Below are 14,601 nucleotides of genomic sequence, written 5' to 3' on the forward strand. Positions count from 1 at the left end.
AAATTTGGTAATTAGCGTGGAGCAGTGCGCAGATAGTCGCCCATCTCCTTGACTTTGTCGGTGTTAAGCCAATCTACGTTGAGCGCCATCATGGTTTTCCAGGAGTTAATGTTGTCGGGAGTTGCCCAGAGCCGCACCTTTTTGCCAAGCTGGTGTGTCTGCTCGACCATTTTCTGGACATTCTTTTTGTCCTTCTCCGGCAGAGGTCCCTCGCCGTTCCACCTCGAATAACGCTGGAAAGCCTGGCTGATCATGCCGATGTGTTTCAGCTGCTCGGGGGTGTAAGTAACATCCGGGCGGCCATCGAAAAAAATGTAGGACGGATACTTGTCAAATGTAGCCTGATCGGGCACATTGCCGCTGATCACCAGACTGATAGGTCCTTGTGGGGCGAATATTTTGGCGTGTGGTTCGAGCTCGCGGACCAGCGCCTCCAAGGTTTTTTCTCCCGGCGTTTTTAGGTCAATCAGCAGTTGGAGTTTGAGGTCTTCCTGCGCGTAAATGTTACCGTGGTTTTTCTCGATTTTTTCCAGAATCGGTTGCAGGTACAGGTTGGCGAATGTTCGTCCCGGCTTAATGTCGGTGGTTTCATGCGCAACATATAATGAATCATTTACCAGATAAAGGTCCGCTTCGATGGACCCGAACTGCTGATCGTAAGCTTCCGAAAACGCGCCCGGCCGGGTGTAATCATTATGCGAATGTGCCTGGGCGGTGGTGTAAGCGCGGATCGTTTGCGCCTGAATGTGATGGACAAATAAAAAAGTTAAGAGGAACGTAAAACAAAGTTTCATGGGCTGCGGTGAGTAATGTTAGGCATTGGCAGGTCGATAACACATTCTCAACCTGTTTGATTTCGAAAACTGGAATTTTGTATGGTGATTTTCGGATTGGCAGAACAATATCCTTATTTTAGCCCCACTTATCAGTCACCCATACCCCGAAATTCGCTCCTGCATGGAACAAAATTCCTCTTTATTCCGAAAAAAATCGGTCGACCAGATCCTGAAAGACGCGCACTCGGTAGAAGGCAGCGGATTAGCGAAAATACTGGGCGTCAGGGACCTTGTTTCATTAGGAATTGCGGCAATCGTGGGAGCGGGGATATTCAGTACCATCGGCGTGGCGAGTTACAACGGCGGCCCGGCGGTATCATTGCTTTTTGTTTTCACGGCCGTCGCCTGCGTCTTCACGGCGCTTTCTTACGCGCAGTTTGCCAGCACGGTTCCCGTATCCGGTAGTGCCTACACGTATGCGTATGTAGCTTTCGGTGAATTATTTGCATGGATTATCGGCTGGTCGCTGATCCTCGAATATGCGGTGTCAAACATGGTGGTGGCCATCTCCTGGTCGGAGTATTTTACCAGTATGCTCAAAGGTTTTGGCATTGTGCTGCCTGGCTGGCTGACCGTCAATCAGGAAACCGCGGCAGAGGCTTTTGCCAAGCTGCAAACCGTTGGCGCTGAAATGAGTACCTACGAGAAATTTGCCGCCGCAGCCTACGAATCCGCCCCGACGATCGGCGGTTTCCACATTATGCTCAACCTGCCCGCGGGGCTTGTTACTTTGTTGATCACGGCATTGGTTTATATCGGGATCCGCGAGTCGCGTACGGCCAGCAACATTATGGTGGTGCTGAAAATCGGTGTTGTGTTGCTCGTCATTTTGGCGGGTGCATTTTATGTAAAACCCGAAAACTGGTCACCTTTTGCACCCAATGGTATCAAAGGCGTGATGGGCGGGGTTGCCTCAGTTTTCTTCGCATTCATCGGTTTTGATTCGATTTCGACGACCGCTGAGGAATGTATCAATCCGCAGCGCGACATGCCCAAAGCGATGATCTACTGCCTCGTGATCTGTACCATTTTATATGTTTTGATCACCTTGGTTTTGACCGGAATGGTTAATTACACCGAGCTGAAAGTGAGTGACCCGCTGGCTTTTGTTTTTGAAAAAAATGGGCTGGACTTCATGGCTGGTGTCATTTCGGTAAGTTCTGTGATCGCGATTACCAGTGCATTACTGGTGTATCAATTGGGCCAGCCACGGATCTGGATGACGATGAGCCGCGACGGACTTTTGTGGAAACGTTTTTCTAAAATCCACCCGAAATACCAGACCCCTTCTTTCGCGACCATCGTAACCGGTTTCGTAGTCGGCATCCCTGCCCTGTTTTTCAAGATGGACTTTTTTGTGGACCTGACGAGCGTGGGGACGTTTTTTGCGTTCATTCTTGTCTGCGGCGGGGTGCTTTACCTGGATCAAAAAGGCATTTCAAAACAATCGAAATTCCGGGTGCCCTACATTAATGGTAAATACCTCATCGGGATACTTTTTGTAGTGGCCGTGGCCGGGATACTGACTTACGGAAAAGGCGTGATTGTGGAGTGGCGGACGCTCACTTTCATGGAGTTGATGGAACATAAGCTGCTGACGATCATTTTCTGGATTGTGTGGTGTTCACTGGCGATCCTGGGCTTTCAGCACAATTTTTCATTGCTGCCGGTGGCTGGAATTCTAACCAATCTATATCTGATGACCGAATTAGGTTCGTCCAACTGGCTGATTTTTGTGATCTGGCTGGTGATCGGGCTGGTGATTTATTTCTCCTACGGTTACAGGAGATCCAAACTTGCGCGATCCGGTCAATCGGCCATTTAAAACTGACAGGTAATGCCAATGATTCTTAGATAATCAGCGTAAAAACCGTCCCTTTTCCTACTTCGGAAGTAACATTCAGCTGACCATTATGTTGCTGTAAAATCTGGCGTGAAAGGCTTAGCCCGATACCGGAGCCGGTTTTTTTGGTGGTGTAAAAAGGAATAAAGATATTCTCTATCGCCTCAGGCTCAATACCGTCCCCATTGTCTTCCACTTCTATCATGACTGTATTGTCCGTCTGGTATGCGGATAAGGTAATCAGCCGGTTGGTCTGGGTGGAAAATGCTTCCGACGCGTTTTTGACCAAATTAATCAATACCTGCTGGATCTGGCTGGCGTCGGCTTTTACGGTCAATGTTTCCGGTTTTATCGACAGTTTCCAGAGTACACCCGAGGCGGTGAGATCGGTTTGTAATAATTGCAAAACTTCCTGCAAAAGCTCCGCGACGCTCAGATTAGCGAAAACGGGTTTGGGTAATGTGGTAAAATCGCGGTAAGCATTCACAAACTGCATCATGCCTTTGCTCCTTTTTTCCAGGGTAGCCAGTGCTTCTTTTAAATCTTTCACCGCCTCCTGGTCACTGGTGGATTTTTCAATGTCCTCATTCACAATCAAGCGCATGGTACCTACCAGTGAAACGATCGGCGTCATGGAATTCATGATCTCGTGGCGGAGCACGCGCGTGAGGTTTTGCCACGATTCTACTTCCTGCTGCTGTAATTCAGTTTGAATGTTTTGCAAAACCACAATCCGCACCCACATTCCCCGCAGCTGGATCGCCGCGCCCTGTAAGGCAAGCGGCTGGTCCGAAGGCGTCCGGTACAATTCCCGCACACCTGTATTTAAATTGGAAAGTAATTCAAAAAGCCGGGGGTGCCTGTCTTTCAGTTCGTTAAGCTGGTGTAGTCGGTATATGCCCAACATTCTTAATGCAGCATTATTGATCAGGTTTACCTGCCCGGTACTGTCAAAAGTGATCAGTCCGGTACCAATGTGCTGCACAATCGTGTTGAGGTATTGCAAATTCGCTTCCTTCTCGGCCCGCGCCTGGCGGAAGGCGTGAAGCACTTCATTAAATTGTTGGTTAAGCTCTTTAAACGTCCGCCCCATTTTATTATCAGACCGGAAATTGATCGTAAAATCGGAGTAGCGGACCGATTCCAGAAAGTAGGTCAGCTTGCGGTTGACATTGGTCACGTACTGGTACAGCAGCGACCCCTGCACGCAGATGAATATCGTCCCGAGGACGTAGATGAGCATTTCGTTGGTGTGCTTGTTGGCCAACCAGGCCAGCGCAATCACACTCAGGATAATGATAATTATCCTGATCATAATCATAATGCTGAAATGTCGCAATCCTACCATGAAAGCTTAGCAGATAGAGAATGAAGGGTTAGTTTTCCAGGACGTTTTGCGGTACGCCGGACATTTCGCCCAGAACATATTTTTCGAGCGAGTTGATCTTATAATGTGCCAGATCGAATTTTGGATCATTAAAAACTTCCATCGCAGGTACCGATATGGTGATCATTCCCGCCGCATGCGCGGATCTCAAACCAGCGTGGGAATCCTCAAATGCGATACATTCTTCCGGCAGCACGCCCAGTTTCTGGGCAGTGGTAAGATATACAGCCGGGTGCGGTTTGGTAAATTTTTCCAGCTCACCCGAATGCCAGGTGTCAAAATATTGAATAATATCCAGTCTTTTCAAAACCCCCTCGATCAGCTCCATGTGTGATGCAGACGCGACGGCGAGTTTCAAACCCCTGGCTTTCAAATCCTTCACGATCTCAATCGCGCCGGGCATGGCTACTGCGTGGGCCAGAATGTTTGCGTGGGCTATTTCCAGGATCTCCTTTTCGAGCTCGGCAAAGCTGGGGGTGTTCCAGGGCTGGATCTTGTGGCAGAAATCGAGGAACAGCTTGATAGACAAGCCGGTAGTTTGCAATTTCAATGCATCCGTAATTTCAAAATTCACTTTTTGCATCACTTCCCGTGCGGCTTCATGCCAGATTGGCTCGGAGTCGATCAGCAATCCGTCCATGTCAAATATCGCAGCTTTAATCATTTGTATCAGTAGAAAGAATTTTTGTATACCATTTCAAAACTACTACATTCGCAACTAAGAATGGCTTTAGGGGTGTCCAAAAGGACTGAGATTTATACCCTTCGAACCTGAAACAGTTTACACTGTCGTAGGAAAAAGCGAACACAAGATAGTCAATATCTTTTCTCTCTTTTGAGTGGCTTGCGGTTTTTGAAATCGCTGCCGGCCCGCTCCCCTGATCCGTTCCAAAAAGCTGAACTTTATCTTTGGAAAATGGAAATACAACTGGAAAACAACCTGCAAACATTACGCTCCGCGAGTCCGCTGGTGCATAACATTACGAATTATGTGGTGATGAACTATACCGCCAATGCCTTGCTGGCGCTGGGCGCATCGCCGGTGATGGCACATGCATTGGAAGAGGTGGAAGAAATGGTGACTATTGCCGGAGCGCTGGTGGTGAACATCGGTACATTGTCGTCGCACTGGGTGGAGGCGATGAAGCTGGCGATGAAAACCGCCGCAAAACTGGGTAAACCGATCATTCTGGACCCAGTAGGAGCTGGCGCCACCAGTTATCGAAATAATGTTTTAGCTGAATTACTGGAAACTGCGCCGCCGACCATTATCCGTGGAAACGGTTCGGAAATCCTCGCCCTGGCAGGTGCCAGCATTAAGACAAAGGGTGTGGACAGTACTGTGAGTTCGACCGACAGCATTGAAGCGGCTTATGCATTATCTAAAAAATTCGGCTCCGTAGTAAGTGTGAGCGGCGCGGTAGATGTGATCGTGAAAGGAAATCAAGCCGCCTACATTTCAAACGGTGTACCGCTGATGACCAGGGTAACCGGCATGGGCTGCTCGGCTTCGGCTATTGCGGGGGCTTATGGGGCGGTTGTGAAAGATCCGTTTGAAGCAGCCATTTCAGCAGCAGCTACGATGGGCGTTTGCGGAGAACTAGCCTTCCGCGAAGCTAAGTCTCCGGGATCATTCCAAATCGCTTTCCTGGACACCCTCGCCGAAATCACTCCCGCCCACCTCACCGAGCTCGCAAAAATCAAATACGCTTAAACAAAACACTCAAAAACATCACAAACAATACCTGACCACACCTGACAATACCTGACCACAAATGACAACCAATGACACCCCCGTCCACCAACTGTACCTCGTCACCGACGAACCCGCCTGTCTCGGCCGCGACTTTTACTGGGTTGTGGAAGAGGCGGTACAAGGCGGCGTCACGATGGTGCAGCTGCGGGAAAAGCATTTATCCACCCGCGCATTCATCGACCGGGCAAAGCGGTTGAAAGACATTTTGCTGCCTTACAATGTGCCGCTGATCATCAACGATCGCGTAGATGTAGCCCTGGCCGCAAATGCTGACGGCGTGCACGTAGGGCAAAGCGACATGCATTTTGATATGCTAAACGAAATGTTGCCGGAAGGGAAAATTATTGGCTTATCTGCTGAAAGCGAGGAAGATGTGGTTGAAGCAGAGAATTTCGATATCTCCTATCTGGCCGTGAGCCCACTCTTCGATACCCCGACCAAAACCGACATTAAAAAGCCCTGGGAAATTGCCGGACTTCAATGGGTAAGAAAAAATAGCACCCACACGCTAGCCGCAATCGGAGGAATTAATGCCAATAACATCAGGCAAGCCGCTACAAACGGAGCCGAAATTATCGCCATAGTTTCTGCCATTTGCAGCGCCCCGTCCCCCTACGAAGCCGCCTTCCGCTTAAAATCCGCTATGCATGACTAGATATCCCATCATCCTGACCATCGCCGGCTCTGATAGCAGCGGCGGCGCCGGCATCCAGGCCGACCTGAAAACTATCGCCGCGCTGGGAGCATACGGCGCCTCAGCCATCACCGCGTTGACGGCCCAGAATACGACGGGCGTAAGAGCAATCCACCCGGTGCCGCCCGCATTTTTGCAGGAACAACTGGAAGCGATTTTTGAAGACCTGACCGTGGACGCCGTGAAGATCGGCATGATTAATACGGTGGAAGTGGCGATGGTCATTGCGGGGATTTTGGATCGATTTCAGCCAGGTTTCGTGGTTCTTGATCCGGTGATGGTTTCTACAAGCGGCTCGAAACTGATTCAGGACGAGACGGTGGCGGTGCTTTGGAAAGAATTATTTCCGAGGGTACATCTGATCACGCCGAATTTGGATGAAGGCCGGATTCTGATTTCTGAAAAAATAGATTCGCCTGAAAGTATGAAGGCTGCGGCGGAAGAAATGGTCTGCCGGGGTTGCAAGGCTGTTTTGCTGAAAGGCGGACATCTGGTCGCGCCGGTTTTGTATGATTTTCTGGCTCAAAAAGAAGAAGATACATTGACCCTGGAAAGCGATTATATCGACAGCGACAATGTGCACGGAACCGGCTGCACGCTGTCTTCGGCGATCGCCACATTTGTTGGCAAAGGAAGTCCGCTGGCCGAGGCGATTATTTTTGCGAAAGGCTATGTATCCGGTGCAATTGCAGCGGGCAAAGATGTTAAAACCGGCTTCGGGCCCGGCCCGCTCAATCATTCTTTTTCTCCCATTCCGATGCAAGTAATCTCATGAAATTTACCGACTTACTTTGGGCCAATGCCCTGCCGATTTACGAGCAAATTCAGCTTCATCCTTTTAACCAGGAATTAAAGGAAGGCACATTGCCGCTGGAAAAATTCAAATTCTACATTTACCAGGATTCCTTATACCTCGCCGATTTTGCCAAAGCCCTGGCGGTAACCGGCGCAAAATCAGGCAACAGCCACGAGCTGCTCGATTTTCTGGGTTTCGCCCAAAATGCCATTCTTGTCGAGCGGGCTTTGCATTTGAGTTATTTCAAAGAATACAACATTGAACATGCCGGCGAAAAGGCGCCCGGCTGCTTCGCCTATACCAACTATCTGATGTCGGTCAGCGCCTTCGAATCGTACGAAGTTGCCGTGGCTGCATTGCTTCCCTGTTTTTGGATATACAAAAAAGTTGGAGATTACATCTACGCTAATCAAATTTCACCAAATCCCTATCAGAACTGGATCAACGCATACTCGGGAGAAGAATTCGGACATTCAGTGCAGAAGGCGCTGGATATTTGTGACCGGCTGGCTGAATCAGCCACTGATAATGTTCGTCAGAAAATGATTGAGGCTTATCTCACGGCTTCGCGCTTGGAGTATGTCTTTTGGGATAGTGCGTATCAGTTGGAGCAGTGGGCGGTGTAGTGGCTTGAATTACGCTATTTCAAAAACTCCTTTGGAGCTGGATTTCTTTTTAAAAAAGCCTTCATTTCTTCTGCTTTACGGTCAAAGTTTGATTGACCTGAATTAGTAATTCCGATTAAATCATGCGCACCAGCGGTAACTATGGCAGGTAATTCCTTCCGTTTACCAAGTTTCCCAGTTTTTGAAATTTGTTCAGGCATGTTTTCTCTTTTTATCTAAAACTAATTTACAAATCATTTTTCAAGTTTAATAAGAATGCATCGTAATTAGTACCTTTTTCAAAGCGAACCCATTTACCATCCCAATCAGGCCAATCGCCATTTACTTCCCCATTTATCTTTTCGGCTTTAAATCCATAAATATTACAGAACGTCGATAAGTAATCATAGTGCGCGTGAATGCCCATCTGATACTTTCTGGTTCTTAGAGCCAGCTCACCTGGTAAAATAGATCCCGTGGCTGCAATATTGGCATTTGGGTTCTCAATAAGGAAATCTAATGCCTTCTGTCCTACTGTGGCTAGAATACGGTCCGTATCACCATTCCGAATTATCATCTTATCGTCAATATCATTCTGCGACAAATTCCAGACGCCGAATGCAATGTTGTAGAGCCTGGTTGCCTGGTCCATCAATGTGATGCGTATCCGCATTTCAAAGGTTCCCTCATTTCCAATGCTGAAAAATTTGAATTCCCGGTTAGTGACCCGATAGGTGGTGTATAATGTGATGTCCATACTGATAGCGTGGTGCCTAAGCCGCAAATCTATCTTTAAATTCTCGAAAAAACTTTTAGGCTAAATCTCATACTGATTGTCAGATTTCCTAACCCAAAAAATTTCATCTGACCTTTTCCTCGCTTCATCCTGATATTCATGAACTCCGTCGTAACCGCAAGTGAAAGTGTATATCGACCTGATATATTTGATTAACTGATTCGCTGGGAGGTACTTAGTTGATCAGGATAAAAGGAAACCTTAACTAAAAAACACGAATATCATGGAAACGCCACGCGATCAACAGATTTGGAGAAAAGCTAAAAAAAGAGCCGGTTTTAAGATGCATTTGCGGACTTATCTGATTGTAAATACGGGACTTTGGCTGCTTTACCTGGCCACGGGCTATCCCAACTTGTCAGAAGCGGGCGTGCCCTGGCCGATTTTCCCGATGCTGGGCTGGGGGATAGGTTTGGCTTCCCACTATTTCGCGGCTTACGGGGGTATCGACGAAAACACGATTGCCCAGAGAGAGTACGAAAAGCTGATGCGGCAATCGTAGAAGCGCCTTTTATGGAACGGTTGTTTTAGAATTTCTTGAAAGTGTAATTCAAAAGATTCAACAAACACGATCATGGAAAAGGACTTAGCAAATACCGATGCAATTAAAAAACTGAAATCACTGGCGGAAGATATCCGGTTTTGTATGTACACCACGTACGAAAATAGCCGGATTGAATCGCGACCGATGACGACGCTCGACATTGATGATGACGGAAATGTCTGGTTTTTTACAAGCAGGCACACGGAAATTGGCAGTGAAACCGGGCAATCAGAGATGGTAACATTGATTTATTCCGATCCTAAAAACAACTCTTACGTGAGCGTTTCGGGAAATGCGGCTGTGGTGGAAAGCGAACGTAAAAAAGAGGAGTTGTGGAACCCGATGTCCAAAGCGTGGTTTCCGGAGGGAAAAGACGATCCGAACCTCGTGGTACTGAAAGTAACCACCGAAGAGGCAGCTTACTGGGATAGCACTTCATCTAAAATGGTTGTCTTCTTTTCAATGTTGAAAGCGGTGCTTACCGGCACAACACCTGATGGCGGAGATCATGGAAAGCTGAATCTGGCTTAAAATCTCTCGAAATATATAAATTGAAAGTAGGAGCGGGCAAGCTGTACGTAATGTGCAGCTTGCCCGCTTTTGTTTTAAATGCTGGTAAAATGCTTGCGGAATGATTTTTTGAGAGTGGTATTAACAATTTCATAACATTTAGCTCATCTCACATGTCAGCCTCAAAACCTTCAAAAATTATCTGGATTATTCTGGTATTGCTTATTCTTGCGGGCGGCGGCTGGTATTTTTTTAACCAATACAAAAAAGAAAACGAGAACCCGGTATCCGGCCTGAAACCCAAAGTAGAAATGGGCATCGGGCACATTACGAACATTACCGATAGTACCATTGACCTCTCCTTGAAACTACTGGTAGACAATCCGTTACCGGTCGAGCTCGATGTAAAGGGCTTTAATTATTTTGTGCAAATGAACGGGGTGACGGTGATTCAAAATAAATACTCGAAGCCTTTGCTGATCAAATCGCGGGATAGTACGATTGTGATGCTGCCGTCGAAACTGAAAATTAAAAAATTAAAAAAAGAAGGTGAATCAGAGGCTTCGAAAGGGGAGGATAGTGCAAATTATCATTTCGAAGGCAGGTTTGCGCTGAAAAAACCGATCCTTGGAAAAGATACCATCGTACTTTCCAAGGAGAAAAGATTGCCGCTCTATCGCTTGCCCAAAGTAAAAATCGTGGATTATGATATGACCAAGTTCCGGCTCAGCAAGTCGGAAATTACTTTGTTTTTAGAGTTTAAAAATCAGAATCCTTTTCCGGTGCAGTTCAAAAATCCTTCTTACGTAGTTGATTTTGGAAAACAAAAAAGAATGGCAGAAGGTAAAGTGCCAGGATTTACAAAAATCAAAGGTAAGAGTACGGAGACTTACAAAATTCCGCTTGAAATTGATATGGGTAAGGTACTAAAAGCGCTGGGCGCGGTGATCGTCAAAGGAAAATCGATTCCCTTTACGCTCTACTTTAAAAGTAAGCTGGTATCTGATAATGATATTTTCAAGGACAGCGACGTGAACATTGTGGTTGACGGCGAGCTGAAAGACCTGGAAACGGTTCAGAAAAACCTGGGGAAATAATTATTTCCCCGCTTCAAACCATACCGACATTTCATTCGCCCCCCGGTTCGCCCAGGCGTAGTAGGGAATCAGTGTCAGCGCATCAGATTTTAAGATACTTACTCCGCCCAGCATTTCCTTCTGGTGTTGAGGCGTAAATGTTTGTCCTGGTTTAATGTTGACCGCCAATGCTTTGCCTTGATTATCATGACCTTCTGCGCAGTAAAGAATCGGCCCGCGCTCAATCGCCACTTTACCCTGGTCGGCTTTGATTTTTGGATTAGGGAGCACTTGTCTCACGGGCATATCCAATGTTAGAGCGATCACATCCCCTTTTTTCCAGGCGCGGTTGATTTTCAGGTAGCCATTTTGCGTCACGGCATCCGTCTTTTTACCGTTCACCAAAACAGAAATTGGCTTCGCGTTTTTGTCTGAATAAAAATACAACCCACCCGGAATCGCCTCGCCTGTGGCCCATCCCGGGATGCGGATTGAAATCGGAAAGCTGGCCGATCTTTCAGGCGAAACAGTGATTTTTACATTTCCTTCCCAGGGATAGTTGGTATCCTGGTCAATTTTAACAGGAATGTTATTGACGGAAATGTTAGCTTCATTGTCTGCAAAAAGATTGATGATCAGCTCATTGCCTTTGGTTGCGTAAATATAGGCGGGCATTGAAGGCAGGAATCTCGAAACATTAGTCGGGCAGCAGGCAGTACCAAACCACTCGTGGCGGATCGCGCCGGTACCTCGTCCGAAATCATTTTTACCATTCGAGGACATTGGATTGACATAGAAAAATTCATTGCCTTTCACCGACATTCCGCCCAGAAAACTGTTGTACAAAACCCGCTCAAAAACGTCCATGTATTTGGATTCGCCGGTCGCGAGGTACATTTTGTGGTTCCAGAAAAGATTGGCAATCGCTGCGCAGGTTTCGGCATACGCATTGTCATTCGGTAAAACGTAGGCTTTGTCAAATGCTTCACCATCCTCCCGGGCGCCCATGCCGCCGGTGACGTATTGTTTTTTATAAGTAGCGTCCGTCCAGATCGAATCGATGGCCGATTTGTATTTTGGATTATCCTCCAAAGTCAAAATATCCGCCACAGAAGTATACAGGTACTGCGCCCGTACCGCGTGGCCCATCGCCTCTTTTTGTCTGACGAAAGGCACCTGGTCCTGGAAGTAAGACGGGCCGAGCTTGTGCTCGTCGAGGTATAAAGTGCGCTTGTCGGAGCGGCCGCGCATGTCGATGAAGAACTTCGAAAGATCGAGGTATTCCTGTTTTCCGGTCACACGATAAAGCCGGATCAATGCCAGTTCAATTTCTTCGTGACCCGGTACCACCACCAGCTGCCCCGGTTTTGTACCAAATGTTTTGACTAAATGATCTGCATTTTTGATGGCCACATCCAGCAGGTTTTTCTTGCCGGTGGCTTCGTAATGGGCAACCGCCGCTTCATAAAGGTGCCCCACATTGTAGAGTTCGTGACTGCCGTTTTCAAAAGAATAGCGGTAAGGCCCGGCAATCCAGTCGTAGGCGCCGGTAGTATCTTTATTAATGGTGCGTAAAGTATAGAGATAACCGTCGGGCTCCTGGGCTACGGCAAAAAGGGTAATGAGGCTGTCGAGATAATGATCCAGTTTGGGATCGTACTTATTTTGAAGCACGTAAGCCGCACCTTCCACTACTTTAAAAACATCGGAATCATTAAACCGGACGCCTTCAAATTTGCCTTTTTTCAAACCACCTGCTACCGCAAAGTTGTCGATCCGGCCCGATTCTTCGCATTGATGCAGCGCATGCGGCACCGTCACATTGGCCGCAATGTCGATCCGGTCGTGCCAGAAACCTTGCGAGGTTTTTACATTTTTAAGCGGTACCGGGGTAATTTTTGCGTTTTGCGCGAAAGAAAATTGGGCAGTGAAAAATACGAAAAGCGGGATAATATATTTGGTCATCAGGAGCACAAATTGGTTTGAGTAGCGGTGGTTATTTTGGTTTTTATTCCAAAAAATATGCCAACTGTGCTCCTGAATCAAAGAAAAGCCGGTTTACAAGCCGTACTTTTCCATCCTTCTGTATAATGCGGCGCGGCTCAGTCCCAGCTCGCGGGCGGCGTCGGTAATGTTGCCGTTGAAACGTTTCATGGCCTTAACGATCATGTTTTTTTCCATGTCTTCCAGGTCAAATCCGGTGGCTGTGGTAGGGGTGCCTGCCGAGCTTTTCAGGAAGAGATCGTCGGGCTGCAAAGTTTTTTCCTGGGAGAGAATTACGGCTCTTTCAATAGCGTGCTGCAATTCCCGAATGTTGCCCGGCCAGTTATACTGCTGCATTTTCTTGATCAGCGCGCTGCTGATATCGTTGACCGGACGGTTGTATTTTTTTGCGTATTGTTTCAGATAATAATCCGCCAGCGCGCCGATATCCTCGGGACGGTCGCGGAGGGGGGGAAGGTCGAGCTCGATGGTGTTGATCCTGTAAAGCAAATCCTGTCGGAAGGTTTTTTCCGTCACCATTTTCTCAATGTTCATATTGGTGGCGCAAAGCAGGCGCACGTCCAAAGCTATCGGCTTATTGGAACCCACGCGCGTCACTTTTCTTTCCTGGATCACCGTCAACAGCTTGGCTTGCAGGGATAACGTCAGGTTTCCGATCTCGTCGAGGAAAATGGTACCGCCTTTTGCTTCTTCAAACCTCCCGGCGCGGTCTTCTTTAGCGTCGGTAAATGCACCTTTGACGTGCCCGAAGAGTTCACTTTCAAAAAGTGATTCACTCAAAGCGCCTAGATCGACAACGACGAAAGGCTTATCGGCCCGTTTTGAATGTTGGTGAACGTGTTTGGCGAGCTGCGTTTTCCCGGTACCGTTCTCGCCCAGGATCAGCACATTAGCGTCGGTGGAAGCCACACGCTCAGCAGTTGCCAGCACGTGACGCATGCTGTCGCTGGTTGCTACGATGGTGTCGGCCGTCGCTTTGCCTTTTTTGCCGTCGTCCTTCTTTTCTTCCGGCACAACTGCCACCTTATCTTTTCCGCCTTCCAATGCTACGCTAATGGTAGTCAGCAGTTTATCATTTTCCCAGGGTTTTAAAACAAAATCGATGGCACCGGCTTTGATCGCGCGGATCGCCATTTCAATGTCGCCATAAGCGGTTATCATGATTACCTTGGCGGCGGGATTGATATCGAGTATACGGTCGAGCCAATGAAAACCTTCACGTCCGCTGTTTACATCGCGGGTAAAGTTCATGTCGAGTAAAATCAGGTTGTAATCGCCGTTTGTGACGAGAAACGGGAGTTTTTGAGGGTTTTTCTCGATATCGACGGCTTTGGCGTGGCGTTTCAGCAGGAGTTTTGCTGCGCTGAGTACGTCCACATCATCATCGATGATCAGGATTTTTGCTTCTGAAAGTTGCATGGCTGTTTTGGCTAATTGCCGTCACTTTAAAGTGACGGTGAAAGAATAATTGGGAAGATAGCAGTTATGATTTACAATATATTTTATAAGGAGTCAAAAACTCGCTATTTTACCCCTTTCGGATACAAAAAAATCCTGTCCGCGCCCGAACAAAATTGTCCGATAACGAACATAGTAGGCGGTTTCAGATAATGTAAATGGATTGGAATTCAGTTGTTTACAATGCTTTCGTCTCTTTGGCACAGGGATTGGATAATGAAAGCAAATCATAAACTCGAATTTCAATTTCAACATATAATGGAAGTCAGGACACCTAACTCAACTAGCAACTCCAA

15 protein-coding genes and 1 riboswitch are annotated in these 14,601 nt (G+C 47.4%); of the genes, 8 read left to right on the forward strand and 7 right to left on the reverse strand.

The annotated features are described in order from the left end of the window. Positions 1 to 11 precede the first annotated feature (11 nt). Complete coding sequence (locus FEN17_RS16095; RefSeq protein ID WP_138366355.1) at positions 12 to 794, reverse strand: phosphatidylinositol-specific phospholipase C/glycerophosphodiester phosphodiesterase family protein; 783 nt, start codon at positions 792 to 794, stop codon at positions 12 to 14. Between the two features lie 163 nt (positions 795 to 957). Between FEN17_RS16095 and FEN17_RS16100 the strand changes: the two genes are divergently transcribed. Beyond that, positions 958 to 2,661 carry an amino acid permease gene (locus FEN17_RS16100; RefSeq protein ID WP_138366356.1) on the forward strand — a complete coding sequence of 568 codons (1,704 nt, stop codon included), beginning with the start codon at positions 958 to 960 and terminating at the stop codon, positions 2,659 to 2,661. A 25-nt stretch (positions 2,662 to 2,686) separates the two neighbouring features. On the opposite strand, the gene FEN17_RS16105 is transcribed toward FEN17_RS16100, so the two are convergent. Together FEN17_RS16105 and hxpB are read right to left on the reverse strand one after the other, a co-directional pair. After that, complete coding sequence (locus FEN17_RS16105; RefSeq protein ID WP_229208890.1) at positions 2,687 to 4,000, reverse strand: sensor histidine kinase; 1,314 nt, start codon at positions 3,998 to 4,000, stop codon at positions 2,687 to 2,689. 55 nt (positions 4,001 to 4,055) lie between these two features. After that, positions 4,056 to 4,730 (reverse strand): hexitol phosphatase HxpB, encoded by a 675-nt coding sequence (hxpB, locus tag FEN17_RS16110; RefSeq protein WP_138366358.1) that lies wholly within the window; start codon positions 4,728 to 4,730, stop codon positions 4,056 to 4,058. Between the two features lie 58 nt (positions 4,731 to 4,788). Continuing rightward, a riboswitch (TPP riboswitch) is annotated at positions 4,789 to 4,881 on the forward strand. 101 nt (positions 4,882 to 4,982) lie between these two features. On the opposite strand from hxpB, the gene thiM reads away from it, so the two are divergent. From thiM to tenA, 4 genes are all read left to right on the forward strand, one after another. After that, positions 4,983 to 5,780, forward strand: a complete 798-nt coding sequence (thiM, locus tag FEN17_RS16115) for a hydroxyethylthiazole kinase (RefSeq protein ID WP_138366359.1) — start codon at positions 4,983 to 4,985, stop codon at positions 5,778 to 5,780. A gap of 61 nt (positions 5,781 to 5,841) precedes the next feature. Further along, on the forward strand, positions 5,842 to 6,477 hold the full coding sequence (gene thiE, locus FEN17_RS16120) for a thiamine phosphate synthase (RefSeq protein ID WP_138366360.1): 636 nt from the start codon (positions 5,842 to 5,844) through the stop codon (positions 6,475 to 6,477). Further along, positions 6,470 to 7,291, forward strand: a complete 822-nt coding sequence (gene thiD / locus FEN17_RS16125; RefSeq protein WP_138366361.1) for a bifunctional hydroxymethylpyrimidine kinase/phosphomethylpyrimidine kinase — start codon at positions 6,470 to 6,472, stop codon at positions 7,289 to 7,291. The genes thiE and thiD overlap by 8 nt, the downstream gene beginning before the upstream one ends. Continuing rightward, positions 7,288 to 7,938, forward strand: a complete 651-nt coding sequence (tenA, locus tag FEN17_RS16130; protein WP_138366362.1) for a thiaminase II — start codon at positions 7,288 to 7,290, stop codon at positions 7,936 to 7,938. Before thiD ends, tenA begins: the two co-directional genes overlap by 4 nt. 14 nt (positions 7,939 to 7,952) lie before the next feature. On the opposite strand, the gene FEN17_RS16135 is transcribed toward tenA, so the two are convergent. Both FEN17_RS16135 and FEN17_RS16140 read right to left on the reverse strand, forming a co-directional pair. Beyond that, complete coding sequence (locus FEN17_RS16135; protein ID WP_138366363.1) at positions 7,953 to 8,138, reverse strand: 3'-5' exonuclease family protein; 186 nt, start codon at positions 8,136 to 8,138, stop codon at positions 7,953 to 7,955. A 26-nt stretch (positions 8,139 to 8,164) separates the two neighbouring features. Next, positions 8,165 to 8,674, reverse strand: a complete 510-nt coding sequence (locus FEN17_RS16140) for a DUF6934 family protein (RefSeq protein ID WP_138366364.1) — start codon at positions 8,672 to 8,674, stop codon at positions 8,165 to 8,167. A gap of 262 nt (positions 8,675 to 8,936) precedes the next feature. On the opposite strand from FEN17_RS16140, the gene FEN17_RS16145 reads away from it, so the two are divergent. The 3 genes from FEN17_RS16145 (at position 8,937) to FEN17_RS16155 (ending at position 10,864) form a co-directional block, all read left to right on the forward strand. Further along, positions 8,937 to 9,215: a 2TM domain-containing protein gene (locus FEN17_RS16145; protein ID WP_138366365.1), complete on the forward strand. Its 279-nt coding sequence runs from the start codon at positions 8,937 to 8,939 to the stop codon at positions 9,213 to 9,215. A 72-nt stretch (positions 9,216 to 9,287) separates the two neighbouring features. After that, positions 9,288 to 9,788 (forward strand): pyridoxamine 5'-phosphate oxidase family protein, encoded by a 501-nt coding sequence (locus FEN17_RS16150; RefSeq protein ID WP_138366366.1) that lies wholly within the window; start codon positions 9,288 to 9,290, stop codon positions 9,786 to 9,788. Between the two features lie 152 nt (positions 9,789 to 9,940). Then, positions 9,941 to 10,864 (forward strand): LEA type 2 family protein, encoded by a 924-nt coding sequence (locus FEN17_RS16155; protein ID WP_138366367.1) that lies wholly within the window; start codon positions 9,941 to 9,943, stop codon positions 10,862 to 10,864. Here the strand turns inward: FEN17_RS16155 and FEN17_RS16160 are convergent, their stop codons facing one another. Both FEN17_RS16160 and FEN17_RS16165 read right to left on the reverse strand, forming a co-directional pair. After that, positions 10,865 to 12,808, reverse strand: a complete 1,944-nt coding sequence (locus FEN17_RS16160; RefSeq protein WP_138366368.1) for a glycoside hydrolase family 127 protein — start codon at positions 12,806 to 12,808, stop codon at positions 10,865 to 10,867. It abuts the gene before it with no gap. Positions 12,809 to 12,901: 93 nt separating this feature from the next. Further along, positions 12,902 to 14,266: a sigma-54-dependent transcriptional regulator gene (locus FEN17_RS16165; RefSeq protein ID WP_138366369.1), complete on the reverse strand. Its 1,365-nt coding sequence runs from the start codon at positions 14,264 to 14,266 to the stop codon at positions 12,902 to 12,904. Positions 14,267 to 14,601 lie beyond the last annotated feature (335 nt).

It is taken from the genome of Dyadobacter luticola, assembly GCF_005860805.1.
In the GTDB taxonomy this organism is placed as follows: Bacteria; Bacteroidota; Bacteroidia; order Cytophagales; family Spirosomataceae; genus Dyadobacter; species Dyadobacter luticola.

Bases quoted from the DNA above. Each gene is read 5' to 3' on its own strand.
- FEN17_RS16145 (WP_138366365.1), top strand. From the start codon at position 8,937: ATGGAAACGCCACGCGATCAACAGATTTGGAGAAAAGCTAAAAAAAGA.
- thiD (WP_138366361.1), top strand. From the start codon at position 6,470: ATGACTAGATATCCCATCATCCTGACCATCGCCGGCTCTGATAGCAGC.
- tenA (WP_138366362.1), top strand. From the start codon at position 7,288: ATGAAATTTACCGACTTACTTTGGGCCAATGCCCTGCCGATTTACGAG.
- thiM (WP_138366359.1), top strand. From the start codon at position 4,983: ATGGAAATACAACTGGAAAACAACCTGCAAACATTACGCTCCGCGAGT.
- FEN17_RS16140 (WP_138366364.1), bottom strand. From the start codon at position 8,674: ATGGACATCACATTATACACCACCTATCGGGTCACTAACCGGGAATTC.
- thiE (WP_138366360.1), top strand. From the start codon at position 5,842: ATGACAACCAATGACACCCCCGTCCACCAACTGTACCTCGTCACCGAC.
- FEN17_RS16100 (WP_138366356.1), top strand. From the start codon at position 958: ATGGAACAAAATTCCTCTTTATTCCGAAAAAAATCGGTCGACCAGATC.
- hxpB (WP_138366358.1), bottom strand. From the start codon at position 4,730: ATGATTAAAGCTGCGATATTTGACATGGACGGATTGCTGATCGACTCC.
- FEN17_RS16160 (WP_138366368.1), bottom strand. From the start codon at position 12,808: ATGACCAAATATATTATCCCGCTTTTCGTATTTTTCACTGCCCAATTT.
- FEN17_RS16135 (WP_138366363.1), bottom strand. From the start codon at position 8,138: ATGCCTGAACAAATTTCAAAAACTGGGAAACTTGGTAAACGGAAGGAA.
- FEN17_RS16165 (WP_138366369.1), bottom strand. From the start codon at position 14,266: ATGCAACTTTCAGAAGCAAAAATCCTGATCATCGATGATGATGTGGAC.
- FEN17_RS16155 (WP_138366367.1), top strand. From the start codon at position 9,941: ATGTCAGCCTCAAAACCTTCAAAAATTATCTGGATTATTCTGGTATTG.
- FEN17_RS16095 (WP_138366355.1), bottom strand. From the start codon at position 794: ATGAAACTTTGTTTTACGTTCCTCTTAACTTTTTTATTTGTCCATCAC.
- FEN17_RS16105 (WP_229208890.1), bottom strand. From the start codon at position 4,000: ATGATTATGATCAGGATAATTATCATTATCCTGAGTGTGATTGCGCTG.
- FEN17_RS16150 (WP_138366366.1), top strand. From the start codon at position 9,288: ATGGAAAAGGACTTAGCAAATACCGATGCAATTAAAAAACTGAAATCA.